The organism is Akkermansiaceae bacterium, assembly GCA_024233115.1.
Taxonomy (GTDB): Bacteria; Verrucomicrobiota; Verrucomicrobiia; order Verrucomicrobiales; family Akkermansiaceae; genus Oceaniferula.
Genome location: JACKQB010000005.1, coordinates 162,111 through 177,106, shown reverse-complemented (window position 1 = coordinate 177,106; position 14,996 = coordinate 162,111). Strand labels below are relative to the sequence as shown.

General features: G+C 54.3%; 10 protein-coding genes. All 10 read right to left on the bottom strand.

Translation table 11 applies throughout. The features are described from left to right. Window positions 1–936 precede the first annotated feature (936 nt). Window positions 937–1,155 (bottom strand): hypothetical protein, encoded by a 219-nt coding sequence (locus H7A51_14580; GenBank protein ID MCP5537445.1) that lies wholly within the window; start codon window positions 1,153–1,155, stop codon window positions 937–939. Between the two features lie 34 nt (window positions 1,156–1,189). Next, window positions 1,190–1,663: a hypothetical protein gene (locus H7A51_14575; GenBank protein MCP5537444.1), complete on the bottom strand. Its 474-nt coding sequence runs from the start codon at window positions 1,661–1,663 to the stop codon at window positions 1,190–1,192. A 101-nt stretch (window positions 1,664–1,764) separates the two neighbouring features. After that, window positions 1,765–2,856: a restriction endonuclease gene (locus tag H7A51_14570; GenBank protein ID MCP5537443.1), complete on the bottom strand. Its 1,092-nt coding sequence runs from the start codon at window positions 2,854–2,856 to the stop codon at window positions 1,765–1,767. 5 nt (window positions 2,857–2,861) lie between these two features. After that, a complete protein-coding gene (locus H7A51_14565; GenBank protein ID MCP5537442.1) occupies window positions 2,862–4,031 on the bottom strand; it encodes a DNA cytosine methyltransferase in 1,170 nt (389 codons plus the stop codon). Between the two features lie 51 nt (window positions 4,032–4,082). Further along, a complete protein-coding gene (locus tag H7A51_14560; protein ID MCP5537441.1) occupies window positions 4,083–7,340 on the bottom strand; it encodes a ribonucleoside-diphosphate reductase subunit alpha in 3,258 nt (1,085 codons plus the stop codon). A gap of 209 nt (window positions 7,341–7,549) precedes the next feature. Continuing rightward, a complete protein-coding gene (locus H7A51_14555) occupies window positions 7,550–8,626 on the bottom strand; it encodes a ribonucleotide-diphosphate reductase subunit beta (GenBank protein ID MCP5537440.1) in 1,077 nt (358 codons plus the stop codon). Window positions 8,627–8,750: 124 nt separating this feature from the next. Further along, window positions 8,751–9,809: a ribonucleotide-diphosphate reductase subunit beta gene (locus H7A51_14550; GenBank protein ID MCP5537439.1), complete on the bottom strand. Its 1,059-nt coding sequence runs from the start codon at window positions 9,807–9,809 to the stop codon at window positions 8,751–8,753. 657 nt (window positions 9,810–10,466) lie between these two features. After that, the gene (locus H7A51_14545; GenBank protein ID MCP5537438.1) at window positions 10,467–10,670 is read right to left on the bottom strand and encodes a DUF2492 family protein; all 204 of its coding nucleotides are present in this window, start codon (window positions 10,668–10,670) and stop codon (window positions 10,467–10,469) included. Between the two features lie 129 nt (window positions 10,671–10,799). Further along, window positions 10,800–11,474 (bottom strand): hypothetical protein, encoded by a 675-nt coding sequence (locus tag H7A51_14540; protein ID MCP5537437.1) that lies wholly within the window; start codon window positions 11,472–11,474, stop codon window positions 10,800–10,802. A gap of 11 nt (window positions 11,475–11,485) precedes the next feature. Next, a complete protein-coding gene (locus H7A51_14535; protein MCP5537436.1) occupies window positions 11,486–14,842 on the bottom strand; it encodes a hypothetical protein in 3,357 nt (1,118 codons plus the stop codon). Window positions 14,843–14,996: the final 154 nt, after the last annotated feature.

Here is a 14,996-nt window from a genome sequence, read left to right as displayed (position 1 = left end):
GGGTAGCTGCGAAATTTACAACTAACACCTTTCACCATATTATTCGCGGAAAATATCGAGCAGTTACAAGCTAAATGAATAAATTTGGGCTCTTCGTAGATTTCTCACACAGAATCAGAAATAGTCACTAGGCATCGAACGGCCTTATGTTTTTCGCCCGCCCCCCATCCAACCAAACCAGGTTCAGAGAAACATGGCACTCATTCGCGTTTATTTGCGTTTATTTGCGTCCATCTTGACCTGCCGTGGCTTAGACCTGTTGCCAAAAATAATTGCCTAAAACGGCCGAGCCAGAAATGCCCGAGACCAAGGCGTGAGGAGGGAGTAGTGCGAGCACCTCGACCGACGAGCAACGCAGGCATCGGGTATTTCTGGCCGGAACAACTAACTCTCTGATTTCATTCATTTTGTCACTCACGCTTTTTAGTCACCCCCGTTTCGGAAATGGGTTTTGGCAATGGGTCTAGCGAAGGTGGTTCGCGGTTCAGCACACAACATCAAAGCGGCTCCACTCACTGCCCCACACCGGTCATCACCCATCTGAAGGCTACCCCTACTCACTCAACCATCCCAACGGGATTCAGCATCCCAGCCTGGGGTTGGCACACCCCCAGGTCAAAGACCCAGGATAAGGCCAAGCCTGAAGGGCTTGTGCAGGCGCATGCTCAGACCAAGCATGCAACTGCATAACGCCTTCAGCGTTCAGGCAAAAACCAACCACAAACCTAGGGTTGGGACAACCCTGGGCTATGATGCGCAATCCCGTTGGGATTCTGAATGCAATGATCCATTTCTATGGAGCCTCCCTTTTCATGAGCCCTTTTTCTGTAGCCTTCTAGTTTGCTGAAGCTGCTTGCTGACTCTCTCTAAATTTCTAAATTTGCTCATCTATTTGTGTGTCCTTTTATTCTTCTTTGTCCGCAGCCTTTACCTGATTTATATCCCAATGCCTTCCAGTAGCTCTCCAACGAACTCGACAAGATCTCCTCCGCCCACCTCTTTTTCGGGATTGTATTCAAAGACATCATCATCCACTTTCTCAACGTTGAACCGCAGCCAAAGGTTCTCTATCAATTCCTGCAGGTCTTCCTTAGGCACCTTGTCCAGGCGGTCTTGCGTGACTTTAAACTCTTTTGGAAATTGGGAAGTTGCCATCCGGATTACTTAAATTTGAAGGCGGTTCAATCGCTTATGATAGTTGTTTGCCTGTGTCTTGATGTGGATTCGATGTCATCTGATAGAGTTCGCACAACGCAGCTGTAATCACCTTGGCCTGTTTTTTGAGTTTTTCATTTTGGGACACGGCTGGATGCGATGCCACTTGATTGTAAAACATCTCTACGAACTGGGAAGACCTGTCCATGGCTTCGTGTTCGAGCCATCGATCCTGCATGATGATTTCAGGTTCGCACTCTCGTAAGATTTCTTTGTCACCAACACGGTCAACAAAAAGCACAGGCTTGCTGAAAGCTAGTCGTTGAATCTGGCAATCTCTGCGGAGTTCATCCAAGGACTCGCCGAATGGAGCGACCGCGTCTTCTGTCCACGCATCCGGCTTCCCGTCGGCATCATAATAGACTTCGTGGATCTCGAAGTACAGTCTATCTCCCCGCAGCTTACGGATGACTCGGTGGTTCCAGACTGATGTGTTGGGGGCATTCATAATGATGAGCACTTCAGTGCGAGGGTAAGCGCCTGTATCGATTATTGTGCGCGCCGTGGTTTTTTCATCCTATTCTTTACCACCGATTAAATCGGGCGGTTTCAGTTTGGATTCAGAACCGTATTCTCCATGAAGCAATCAAGGAAGGTATCGTCAACTCCCTTGATTTTTCTTCTCATGCACAGAGAATACAGCTCCTCAACTGCTGAATATGGAAAATAGCGAGCTTTGAGTCCCTTGAACTGGGGTTTGTTGCACTTTTCGATGACTTTGTTACGGTCTTCATCGGGTGCGACAATCGTCCATCTCGTTGGGAACGGGGGAAGGAAGGAGTGGAAATTCTTCATTCTTGTCAGACCGGATGTTATTCCCGTGCTGTGCTCCACCTCCAAAACGGCCGGCATGAGCCTGCCGTTCTTGAACCATACACAATCAATCAGCCGCCCTTCCTGGATGGCATCTGCATGTGCCGATACGATTTTTTCATCGCCTAAATCCGCAATGACACCCGGCAGCTCACCGATGCGTTTGCCGTCGTAAATGACGCCCTGATCATTCTTCGCAACGTAGGTTCGAAAGCCAAGTTGCTCACCTATCGCGACGAGGGCCAGTTGTATCTGGATATGACGGCGTTTGGTTTGAATGTCGATTTGATGTCCAGCAACAAGTGTTGAAGGGATATCAATGGCATCATAGATATTTACAACAGATGGGATTTCGGAAATGACCATCTCCACTTCCGTGGTGTGGAGTTCCCCCACTGGATGCGGCTCATTAGGCATCCATATCAGATGCTTGTGACCTTGCTTTACCTGGCTACTGGAAGCATTGACTTCAATTCGCCCAGGATAGCACATGTAGTATTCCGGCGTATGCGCTAGCAGGGCTTCTAAAGTTGAGCGCATGTTGTAACTAGCACCAAGAACCCTATCAAAATTAAGCGGGACACCCTCTTGAATGTTCTGAGCAACACGCCACAGCATGTTTGCAGACATGGACGCCTTCTTTGCCTTTATTGGGGTGCCTCCCGATGCTGGATTGTAACGTTCAACGATGACTGGTCCCTCTGTGCCGTCAAAGCGCACAATCTTAACCCGTGTCTTCGTGGCAGGGGTAGGGTATTCATACCATCGATTTTTCGGAAGGGATCTGAGAGCCTTTACCAAGTTGGATGCCGTTACTTTGGTTTCCATTATCTCTAGTTATGACGTTTTATGTATGTTTGGATAGCGGACGCCAACCCCTTGCCTGCGAGGAAGGGGACGCCGTTTCCTATTGTCTTGAACATGTTAGATAGGGTCATTTCCGGCGGAAGTGAATACTGCTTGGGCAGCGATTGCAATGCGAGTGCTTCTGCCGCACTGATGCGCCGTGGCTTGTATGGGTGGATATGCACCTCATTATTCCCATAGGCAGCAGTGGGTGAGTACCGCCACCGATGGAGTCTTTTGCATGATTTCCCGGAATCATCCCCCTCATCAATGGTCTTAAATTTTTTGAGGGCAGCCCGTGCGACAAAGCCGTGATGTGCATTGGGGTGTTCTGTTACCTTGTTTTTTCTGAACCAGTGTTCGACCGTGAGTTCAATGGGGCAGTTCGGGCTTGGAAGAGGATCTGATTGATACGGGGATCTTTGTGGCCATGGGCGTGAAAATATGTCCGCACTGCTGTATTTGACCCCGTGATCCCACGGGAACTCTCCATCTGGTAAAAACCCTGCTTTCCGTTGGCCAATAAGACCCGGCTTGAACCCGATTAATATAATACGGTCACGATCTTGAGGAACTCCATACTCGATCGAGTTGATAAGGCGATTGGTGAGACAGTAACCATTTTCTATAAACAGCTTGCAGATTTCGTCATAGAAGGCGCGGTGTTTTTTTGTACGCCAGAGGCCTTTGACATTTTCGAACATGAACCAATCAGGTGATTGCTCGCATATGAGTCGGGCATAGGATCCGGTTAGTTTTCCGTTGTCTCCGGATTTCCCCTTTTGTTTACCCGCTACGGAAAAATCGGGGCATGGGGGGCCGCCGATAAAACCCAAGGGTAAACCGTCTTTGGGCATTCTGGGGAGCTTTTGAGAGCCACTTACGAACTCATCAATGGAGCAAACAAAGTTGCTGCTGGTTCCCTTGCTTTTGAGTTTATCGCGCCCGTGTTCGTAGGCATGCATAAAGGGGAGATGAACCTCGTTTGCAGAAAGAGTGCAGAAGCCTGACTTTTCAAAACCAAAATCCAAGAATCCAGCCCCCGTGAAGAAGGAGAAAATTGGCAATTCTCCTGCCGCAAGGTCTGATGTCCTAGCCTCAACTGGTGCTGTGTTTAGATTGATCAAATTAAGCTGTTTTTCTGTTTCGAGTAACATAACAGGCTTATAATAGTGTTCATATAGACACTATCAAGCTGTTTTTTGATTTTACTGACAAGCCTCGCATTCGCCGCCGTTGATCATGGCATCAATACTACACGCTTGCTTTTCGGAAGCCGAATACTCCTTTTTACCGGCGTGGCCTCGGACTTCCTTCTTAATATCGATGGTGGATTTCTCGATGTTGGAGGCTTGCAGGGTGCGGAGGTAGTAGGTGGTCTTGAGGCCGGTGTGCCAGGCGCGGCGGTACATGTGGGAGAGGGTCTTCATGTCGGGCTCGGCTAGGAAGAGGTTGACGGATTGGGACTGGTCGATCCACTTCTGGCGGCGGGCGGCGGCGTCGATGATGGCGTCGTAGCCGACTCCGAAGACGGTTTTGTGTTTCTCCTTGATGGCGTCCGGGATGTCGTCGATGTCGGTGAGTTCGCCGTCGAAGTACTTGAGCTGGTCGAGCATGTTTTGGTTCCAGAGACCTTCTTTTTTCAGGTCGCGGACGAGTTGGCGGTTGAGTACGATGAAGTCGCCGGAGAGGTTGGACTTGACGTAGAGGTTCTTGTAGTTCGGCTCGATGCAGGGGGTGGTGCCCATGATGTTGGAGATGGTCGCGGTCGGGGCGATGGCCAACACATTGGAGTTGCGCATGCCGTGCTCGGCGATTTTCTCGCGCAGGTGGGTCCAGTCCATCTTGGCGCCGCGTGGCACGTCGATTTTGACACCGCGTTCGTCCTCGAGGCTGTCGACGGTGTCCTGGGGCAGGATGCCGCGGTCCCACTTCGAGCCTTTGTAGCTGGAGTAGGTGCCGTTTTCGGCGGCGAGATCGCTACTGGCGTTGTAGGCGTAGTAGGCGATGGCCTCCATGAACTCATCGTTGAACTCGACGGCGGCATCGGAGGCGAAGGACAGGCCTTTTTTATAGAGCGCGTTCTGCAGTCCCATGACACCCATACCGATCGGGCGGTGGCGGCTGTTGGCGGTCTTGGCGGCTTCGGTCGGGTAGAAATTGATGTCGATGACGTTGTCGAGGGCGCGGATGGCGACGGTGATGGTCTCCTTGAGCATCTCGTGGTCGAGCGAGCCGTCCTGGGTGATGTGGGTATCCAGCACCACCGAGCCGAGGTTACAGACGGCGGTCTCTTCATCGGAGGTGTTGAGCGTGATCTCGGTGCAGAGGTTGGAGCTGTGGATGACGCCGCAGTGGTCCTGGGGCGAGCGCAGGTTGCAGGGGTCTTTGAAGGTGATCCACGGGTGGCCGGTTTCAAAGATCATCTTGAGCATACCTTTCCAGAGCTCGATGGCGGGTAGCTTGCGGGTCCAGATTTTTCCTTCCTCGGCCATTTTCTCATATTCCTGGTAGCGCAGCTCGAAGGCCTTGCCGTAGAGATCGTGGAGGTCGGGGGTTTCGTTGGTGCGGAAAAGCGACCAGTCCTGGCGGGCCTCCATGCGTTTCATGAACAGGTCTGGAATCCAGTTGGCGGTGTTCATGTCGTGGCAGCGGCGGCGTTCGTCGCCGGTGTTTTTACGGAGTTCGAGGAAGTCCTCGATGTCGTTGTGCCAGGACTCGAGGTAGGCGCAGCCGGAGCCGCGGCGTTTGCCGCCCTGGTTGACGGCGACCAGCTGGTCGTTGTGCAGCTTGAGGAAGGGGATGATACCCTGGGACTCGCCGTTGGTGCCCTGGATGTAGCCGCCTGTTCCCCGGACAGCGGTCCATGAGCCACCGAGACCGCCGGCCCATTTACTGAGGTAGGCGTTTTCGGCGATGCCGCGCTGCATGATCGACTCGATGGAGTCGTCGACCTTGTAGAGGTAGCAGGAGGAGAGCTGGGAGTGGAGGGTGCCGGAGTTGAAGAGGGTGGGTGTGGACGAGCAGAAGCGGCGGCCTTTGTAGAGCGAGTAGAGGCGGATGGCCCAATCCTCGCGCTCTTTTTTCTCGGCCCTGAAGAGACCCATGGCGACACGCATCCAGAAGAACTGCGGAGTCTCCAGGCGGCGTGGCTTGTCGCCTGTTTTATCGACGATCAGGTAACGGTCGTAGAGCGTCTGGACGCCGAGGTAATCGAAGTCGAGGTCGGCGGTGGGATCGAGGGCGTCGGCGAGTTTCTTGATGTCGTACTGCGCGACCACCTCCGGGGAGATGCGTTTGATCTTGATGCCGTGGGCGAGGTAGTGCTTGAAGCGCTCCTTGTGGGCGGTTTTCAATCGGCGGATGCCGTCGTTGAGGATATTCCAGTCGAGCACCTCCTCGTAGATGTAGGAGAGCAGGATGCGGCCGGCGAACTTGGCGAAGTCGGCGTCCTTTTCGATCAGCGACTTGGCGTTGAGGATGACGGTGGACTTGAGGGCGTCGCGGGTGATTTCCGCACCGATGGAGCGGCGTAGTTCCTGTTCGATTTCCTGGTCGTTGAGGCAGAGATCGAGGCCGATAGAGGCGAAGGTGATACGCTTTTTCAGCTCGGTGCCATCCCAGAATTCGGTGGAGCCGTCTTCATCGGTGACCACGACCATCGACTCCTGGTTCGGGTCCTCGGGAGGAAGCTCGTCAAGGCGCATCTGGGCGCGACGGGCGCGGTAGAGGATGTAGGCCTCGGCGGCTTTGAAATACCCCTGGCGCATGAGTTCCTCCTGGACGAGGTCCTGGACGTTTTCGATGTGGGCGAAAGCGGAGTCGCCATTACGGATGGTTTCGGTGACGGCGTTGGCAACGCGGACGGCGGCCTCGGGGTCCTCCTTGATGGAGAGAAAGGCCTTGCGGACCGCGATCTCGATCTTGGTCTGGCTCCATGGCACGACGTTACCGTTGCGGCGGATCAGGCGCACCGGCATGGTTTGTGGCTCCTCGGAGACGATGACCTCGCCGTTTTTCTCCAACGAGCGGGAAAAGATGAGTGACTTGGCGACATCGTGGGCATCGTTTTCGATCAGCGCCTTTTCGATCAGGAGATAGAGATCGTTGCGGGTGAGGCGAAGCTGACCGCCGCCCTGCACCTGCGAGGTCAGGGATTCGGCGACACTCTGTGCGACGTTGGAGACGAAGGTGCGGTTCTCGTCGTTAAAGATGACATCATCTTTTTGCTGGCGGGAGACCAACAGATCGGTCAGTGCGCTGCCGATGGTGTCGGCGACCTTGGCGAGCGAGAGCTCCTCCTCGTCGGTGCCACGGGTGATGAAGATCTGGGGGACGCGATCCGTGGTTTGTTCACCGAGGACGGCACGCCAGTCAAAGCGGCCTTCTTTATTTACGTTAGAGGCGCGGTCGGTGATGACTTTTTTCAGCGCGAGGTCTTCTTCGAGGGATATGGAGCGGTACATTAGAGTGGAGTTTGTTAGTTTGCAGTGATCGGTGATCGGTGTGTTTATGGATTGGAGATTTTGCGTTGGCCTGCGGTGTTGACCACGGATCTGGCTAATTTGGCGAATTTTTCTTGGGTTGTCGGCAAGTTGCGAACTTGCCCTACTTTGGTATTTGGAATTTAAAACTGGGAGTTTAAGGGGCTAGGCGGTTGAAAACCGCCGCCACGTTAGAGATCATCGTCGTCGATGTTTCCGAGGGCGGTGGATTTCTGGTATTCGGTGACGCGGCCTTCGAAGAAGTTCTGCTCCTTCTTGATGTCGATCATTTCGGCGAGCCATGGGAAGGGGTTTTTGATTTCCCCCTTGAGAGGATCAAGGCCACAGGTTTCGAGTCGGCGGTCGGCGATGTAATCGATGTATTGGTGGAAGTCCTCGATGTTGAGGCCGACGGAGGTGACGGGCAGGCAGTCGCGGATGAAGTTCTTCTCCAGCTTGATGGCCTCGGCCATGGTCTGGCGGAGTTCCTCTTTGAAATCATCCGTCCAGATCTCAGGGTTTTCATCAACGAGATCCATGAGCAGATTGCGGAGGAGTTCGATGTGGTTCGACTCGTCGCGCAGGGTGTAGCGGAACATCTGGCCGATGCCGGGGAACTTGTTCTGCCGGTAGAGGCTGAGCACCATACCGAAGAGGCCGTAGAACTGGGTGCCTTCCATACACTGGCCAAAGAGAAAGGCGTTGCGTGCGAGCGCTTGTTTGTTTTCCGCCAGGGACATGTCCATGTCACGGCGCAGCGAGCGGGAGTTGGATACCACGAAGTCGGTTTTCTCGCGCACGGTCAGGACACTCTCAAAGATCGCTTCGCACTCGTGCGGGTTGAGGCCGAGGGAGGAAACCATGTAGACGAGTGAGTCGGCGTGGATGTTTTCCTCGTGCGCGTGACGACGGAATACCAGCTCGAGCTCGGGTGCGGTGACCTGGTCGCGGATGACGTGGATGATGTTGTCGCCGACGATGCCCTCGGCGGCGGAGAAGTAGCCGATGGCCATCTTGATGATCCAGCGTTCGACGTCGTTGATTTCATCCGAGCGCCATTGCTCGACGTCTTTCTGCATCGGGATGTCCTCTGGCTCCCAATGGTTTGAGCGCATGTCGGTGTAGATTTTCCATGCCCAGGGGTATTTAAGCGGGACGAGGCTGAAACCACTGGTCTTTTTGCCCCCGATGACGCGTTTGGAGTCAAGGAGTTGCTTGGCCTTTTCCTCGTCGAGAGGGATGGTGAGATCGTCGAGTGTTGCGTTCATGGTGATTGGTTCATGGTTATCCGTTATGGGTTATTGGGGAAAAGGTGCGCCGCTGGGGCGGCGGCGGAAATTGGTATTTGAAACTTGAAACTTGAAACTTGAAACTTGGAACTTTAGCGAAGCGCTACAGATCGTCGTCGTCGAAGGTGGTATCGAGGGTGGTGGTGGTGGCGTGGGCTACGGTGCCGGCGGTGAGGTGGATTTGCTCGTCGAGCCATGGGAACGGGCTGGCGGCGTGGTGGTATTGGCGGGCGAGTCCGCAGGCTGCCAGGCGGGCGTCGGCGAGGTATTCGATGTAGACCTTGAGCGAATCGGGATCGAGCCCGGCATCGGCAACCGGGAGGGCGTCGACGAGATTCTGCTCGTTTTTTACAGCCGTCAGCATGTAGCCGATGAGCTGCTGCTGGAATACCGAAGTCCAGACGTCCGGGTTTTCCACGATCATTTCCTTGAGGAGCTTGTCGAAGAGGCTGATGCGGTAGGAAACATCACCGAGCAGCTTGCTGAGGATTTTTCCGGTGCCGGGGAGTTTGTTCTGGGCGGCGAGGGAGAACAGCGGGGCCCATAAAGCGAAAAACTGGGTACCTTCCATACACTGGTTCATCAGGAAGATGTTGCGGGCGACGGCCTGCTTGTTTTCGGTGGTCGTCGTGTCCGTGTTCCGGCTGAGCGGGCTGAGGTTTTCGGAGACAAACTGCTCCTTGGCCGCCATCGCCGGGCTGGCGACGAGCGCGGCGCATTCCATCGGATTGATTGAGAGCGAGCCGTGCAGGTAGACCAGAATGTCGCTGCGGGTGTTTTCCTCGTGGACGAATCGACCGAAAACAAGCTTCAGCTCCGGCGCGGTGACCAGGTCGCGGATGGTGTAGATGCCGCCGGAGTGGAAAATTTCCTGGGACTTGGCGAAGGCGCCGAGGGCGGTTTTGTATAGGGTCTGGCAAGGCGCGCCAAGCTGGCTCCATTGGACGATATCGGTCTGGAGTGATGTTTCACCGGGCTCCCAGTGGGAGTTTTTCATCTGCTTGTAGAGCTCGTAGGCCCAGTTGTATTTGAGGGGCAGGATGTTGAAAAACATCGAATTGCGACCATTGATCACCTTTTTGGAAGCGTATGCCTCCTCGGCTTTTTCACGGTCCAGCTCAAAAGTACGTTCGCCGAGTGTGATGTTGATAGTATCTGCCATGTTCTGTAAGGGTGTAAATTGAGGGAAACGAATCGATAAGGAATGTAGAAAGAGTGGTGTGCGTGCAGGGGCTGGAAAGGCGGCTCGATAGCGGCTCGATAGGGCTTGGACCGTGTGGGGGACCATGGGTCGTCCATGATACAGGTGCACCCGAGCAGCTTTAGGAACATGCCCGAAAACCTCCATGATGGTCAATCTCATTTTGCTCATATAGTATCCACAAATTATTAACAATACCACATGTGGTGGTTTCAACTATTTACACCCAGGAGCTCTTTTTTCTTGAGGTCTTGGCAACCCTAGAAAAACGGACGTTTAGAAGCTAATCTAACCGCCTTGGCTGGTGGCGTGCAACAGGTGCGTTGCGCTCAAAAAAATCGCGCGCTGTTAGGTGCAAAAATCGGACCACCCGGGTTTTTAAAAACTTTCGAGCTGTTAGGGTCGCCGATACGCTATCCAGACCAAATGCTCCAGTTGGGCTGGCGTGGTTATGGGCAGTAAAAATTTATAAAGACGTCCTGACAGGGTTGACCAAGCCGTCGCATCCCGACAGCTAACCCGCCGACGGCAATCAAACCGGCGTGCGCAAACAGGTATTGGCCACCCGCCCAGTCAGTAAAACCAGGCAGACGCGTTTGACGGCCGGTTTTACAGCCCCTAGTGGCTGCACTTCATACTCTCGTCCGTGGGGATGAACTTACCACGGTTTTCAAGGAAGGTCACCGCCTCGGCCGGAGTCATGCCGTTTTCGGAAATACAGGCTAAGGCTCGATGTCCGCCATAGCCGGCGCCACCTTTTCGATGGTTGGGTCTATGATAATTTGCACTGCGCCGTTGCAATACAAACCTAAGTGGTCCCACCAATATGCTTTTTCAATATCACCTCCTTGTTGACTACTTGCGACGTCGCAAGATCAAGGCAAGCCCACCCAAGCCGAGTAATGCCGCGGGAAACGGCTTCGGCGCGGAGTGGACTGTTACCGTTTGATCTCAGTTGGAGTTTGCCGATTTTACGACATCGGAAGGTGGCGTGAATTCATCGACCGCGCGGTAATCAATCCGGCCAGTGGTCGGATTGACAAAGAAGAAAACATAAGAACGGGATCGATCGTCAACCGGCCAGCGCGTCCTGCTCAACACACGGTTTTCTCGATCCTCGCGGACACCGAAAGCCACGTCGTAGAACTTCTCTACCCGCGCACCCGCAGGTTGAATGACTTTGCCACTTGCGGGCTCGATCCCAAATTTAGCGGTTCCCACATAACCTACGACGGTGTTGGGACAGTGGTTGTAAAAATAGACGTCTCCTCCCTTGAAGGTGGGATTGGCCGATGGCATCAGAATCGCCCGGTAACCGGTAGTGCTGGGCACGAGGATTGCGATAAAATCAGCTCCGTTTTCTGGCAGCTGGATGGTTGCCAGGCAAACTCCACCCCCGGAACGAGTCATGACCCGGAAGCTCCTGGAAGGTGCTTTCAACCGTTCCGACAGGTAGTTCGTGGGCAGCTTGAATGGCTCCGACTGTTTATCGGCCGCGACGAGGCAAACTTCACCGAGATCCTTTGGCACTCGCTCCGCCAGAAAGCGAATCTGGGGCTGTTTTTTTTCGGCTCCTGACGCGAAGCCGCTGAGGATCAGGACGAAAAATAGAGTTAAACGTTGCATGGATTTTTATTTCAAACTTCAGAAGGGTTCAGCCAGCGGAACGAAGTGATTTTGTAGTGGCGCCCGAAAAGGCGATTAGCTGGGTTGAGCGCAGAGATGTCGGCAGTCGGCTCGTTTCCAGGATCCACAAAACGCGCCTCGCGGATGACTTCCGCTTCGCACCAAGCCTGCGCGATCACCTTGCCCGATTCATCGAGGGTTTCACCGTAGGCGCGAATGACAAATGTATCGGAGCGGGCGGAAAGATAGGGGGCGAGCGGAGTGAGGATATCGCCTTGTTTCACCACGCCGGGGATTCCGTATGCTGCGGGACCCGCCTCGGCTTCAGGGAAAGCAAACCCCCGGTCAGGGCCGTCAGTCGAGGCCGCACGAAGCCCCGTATTGTAGGAGTCGTTGATGGTAACCTCGCTGGAATCCAGAGCGTTCTGAATGGCTCCGGCCCGGGCGAGTTCCTTATCGTATCCAGGTCTGCGGTTCACGAAGTCCGCGAGACACAGAAACGGGCCGCGTTTACGCACTTCCACGACGATCCTCTCTGCAAGCAACTCAATTTCCCCTTCCGTCAGGACCCGGTATCCCGTCCACTGGGGAGTGGACATCACTCTTCCCAAACCTGCTTTTTCGGCGACTTCATTGTTTGGGGTCCGGAGTGCGGCGATCGGTATTCCTTCGGTCGCGGTCATACTCTCCTTGCCGCCGCCATCCCTCGTCGCGATCTGTTGTTTATTGAGGCCAGCCAGCAAGGTCTTCCACGCCTGGACGGAGGTGGAATTGATATTGAACATCCCGGCGACGGAAATATGGGCCGCCGTTTCCGTGATGGCGATTTCCCGTGGTTTATCACCGTCAAACCAACGCGAAAGTAATTCTTGCGGAGTCTCGCCACCGACGGTGGGAGCAAAGATATAATGTGAATTTCCAGTCGGTTTTTTCCCCTCGATGAAATCACCGGCCACCTGACGCTGTGACCGTTGCGAGTAGTACGATGGCGCGGTTTGCGGAGCGATTCCCGAAAGAAACCAGTCGTCCCAGAGGGCTTTGTTAGCGAGATAGGAATGATCCGCAAGCGGACGGGAGCCCCCCAGGGTAGACTCGGTCACACCGGACGGCATGATCGACGGAGCAGCGGAGTTCCCAATGGCGTGACCAATTTGCGGAAGCAGATAGTTGCCTTGTGATAAGCGTGAACCACTCCAAGCGAAACCATTGGCCAAGGAATTCTGAAATGCCGCCAGCGAAATCAACGGTTCCCGGGGAATGGAATGGGTCGTAATCAAGCTGCTGCCGCTCTGGGCGGTGTGACCACCACCAAAAAATGCCTGGCCATTGGGGGACACCTCGAGGTCACGGTTCTTCCATGAGTTCAGCAAGGAAATGTGGATCTCCCATGGAAATGTCTCAAACTCATCGTCGAGAAGCGTCTGGAAATCAATGCCGGTTTGAGGGTTGAAGCGGGCAAAGTAGCGTCCGGGACGATCCGAGTCTTCCTCTGTTTTCACAGAAAAAGCCATGATCAGGACGGGCTCCTTGCGCCCGAGCAATTGGGTGGATGTAAGGGGTCTGCTGTCCTGGAATGTCAATTGATTGGCGAACACCCTGGAGTAAGTGGGGTCGTTCGCTGCGATTTGAAGGTTGACGAAAACTCCGGTACCGATGGCTGAGTATTCATTTGCTCCGCCTTCGTCAAAATAGGTATTAAGAAAATAAGCGGGGTTCGCGGTGAGGAAATACTTACTATTCGTGTCGTTCGGAGCAAACTCATAGCGGATCGTCTCATCGGGAGCGAGATCCTTCGCATTGGGCGCGCCAGAGTTGAGGGCATACGCCACACCCGATCCGAAATTCCAACCGGCTCCGGTTTCCAGAACTTTTCGCCCGCCGCGATCATACTCTAGCATCGGCCCTCCAGCAGCTTGTGATGCCATGAATACCTCGCCAGGTTTGAGCACAATCGGCATCGTCAGGCCGATGCGCAGGGTGATATACTGGTCATTCCCCGCGCCGACAGTGTAGTTCGTATTGTACACGTCGATGGTGCCATTGGCACGTTTGATATGCAGATCGTATGGGGGTTTCCAATATTTGACCGAGTGATAGGCCGGCGTGATCACCAGGGGGACATCAAACGGGTTCCAGTAGGTCACCACCGGATCAATCACAAGATAGGGACGGATTTTCGCGGTTGGACCGGAGCCCACCGTCTTCCCGTAGAGCGAAAATATCGTCTTCATGCTGATAAAGGCCGGATGCTTGTAAATGGAAGTTGGATCGCCCTCCATACCGGCCTTGGTGCTTTCGACTTGAAGGTAGGGTGTGGAGAGGTCCAGGGTGCCGCCGGTGGTAAAGGTATAGTCCCCTCCGGTTTTGAGCTCGCGCCAAAGATTGTAGTAAAGCCAGAGTTCACCCTGGTTGATGCCTGCTTTGCCCCCAACAGAATAGAGTCGCGTTGACTTCATGGCCGCAGACAGAGGTTGCTCCAAAAGGATCGAGAGATCCTTGCGGAAACCACCGGCGCGAACGTTGGTGAGAAGTCCCGCCGTATGTCCCGCGAGATCATGGAAAAGAGGGCGCGCGGCTTCTGTATTTGAGGCCACCAATTCCGCTTGTTTCCAACTGGTGATCTTGCTGATGGCCGAGGTGTCTTGTGCCACCGTGGCAAAGGGTTTATCCTGAGAAGGGTTGGTGGAGAGTTCAAACTGCGGCCGTGGCACCGATTGAAGGCTGTTGCGCGTCGATGCTAGATCCACCGGTGGTGCAGCGGGCTGGGTTCCGATGGCAGCCTTCACACCCTGGTCGCCGACCCACCAGCCATATCGACCACTGGATTTTCCGGCATGACTGTAAGCAATGGTTGGAACCTCAACCTTGCCAACCCCGCTTGGCCCCAAGGTTCCTGTGTTGACCATGGTGACGGAATGCGGCGTGGTCGACGCTTTTGCAAAATCGACCATTCCGGTGTCAGAGGGAGGAGCCGACACCAGCCACGACAGAAACTCGGGTGTCGGACGGGAGGTCTCGGTCGGCGACCAGGACTTATAGACCCCGGTCCAATGCGCGCTCGTTTCATAAGCAGCGGACTTTTTCCCGTCGGCCGACTCCGCAAGCTGGTCGGCTGTGATGGTCACACGCTGATCGGGGCCGACCTGTTTCTGCAACTCGCCGATGGCCAACATGAGTGCCATGCGGGCATTGGCTTGTGCCTGCTCGATGGCTCCGCCGTTTGTTGTCTGCCTCGTCTCAATGGTACTCAGGCTCAGCATCGCCAGCGCGATCATCACTAACAGAACCATGACGGAAATAGTAGCGATCAGAGCAAAGCCATTGTTTGCGGGTTTGATTCCCCTTGGTTTCTGAAGTTCCATAAGCATTTTTGCATTTAAAATGAACACCGTCTGACAGCCCGAGTAGGTTTGTCTGTGAATTCCATAAATGCGTTCTTTCACACGATTCACAGACTGCTTAGCCGAGGATCTCCTTCCCCCCCTTATCACCCTTTGAAAGTCCCTCTGCAGCAATGCCAAT

What these genes read in the sequence shown, in the direction of transcription:
- H7A51_14560 (MCP5537441.1), bottom strand. Translation starts at nt 7,340, where the DNA reads ATGTACCGCTCCATATCCCTCGAAGAAGACCTCGCGCTGAAAAAAGTC.
- H7A51_14580 (MCP5537445.1), bottom strand. Translation starts at nt 1,155, where the DNA reads ATGGCAACTTCCCAATTTCCAAAAGAGTTTAAAGTCACGCAAGACCGC.
- H7A51_14565 (MCP5537442.1), bottom strand. Translation starts at nt 4,031, where the DNA reads ATGTTACTCGAAACAGAAAAACAGCTTAATTTGATCAATCTAAACACA.
- H7A51_14570 (MCP5537443.1), bottom strand. Translation starts at nt 2,856, where the DNA reads ATGGAAACCAAAGTAACGGCATCCAACTTGGTAAAGGCTCTCAGATCC.
- H7A51_14575 (MCP5537444.1), bottom strand. Translation starts at nt 1,663, where the DNA reads ATGAATGCCCCCAACACATCAGTCTGGAACCACCGAGTCATCCGTAAG.
- H7A51_14540 (MCP5537437.1), bottom strand. Translation starts at nt 11,474, where the DNA reads ATGCAACGTTTAACTCTATTTTTCGTCCTGATCCTCAGCGGCTTCGCG.
- H7A51_14555 (MCP5537440.1), bottom strand. Translation starts at nt 8,626, where the DNA reads ATGAACGCAACACTCGACGATCTCACCATCCCTCTCGACGAGGAAAAG.
- H7A51_14550 (MCP5537439.1), bottom strand. Translation starts at nt 9,809, where the DNA reads ATGGCAGATACTATCAACATCACACTCGGCGAACGTACTTTTGAGCTG.
- H7A51_14535 (MCP5537436.1), bottom strand. Translation starts at nt 14,842, where the DNA reads ATGCTTATGGAACTTCAGAAACCAAGGGGAATCAAACCCGCAAACAAT.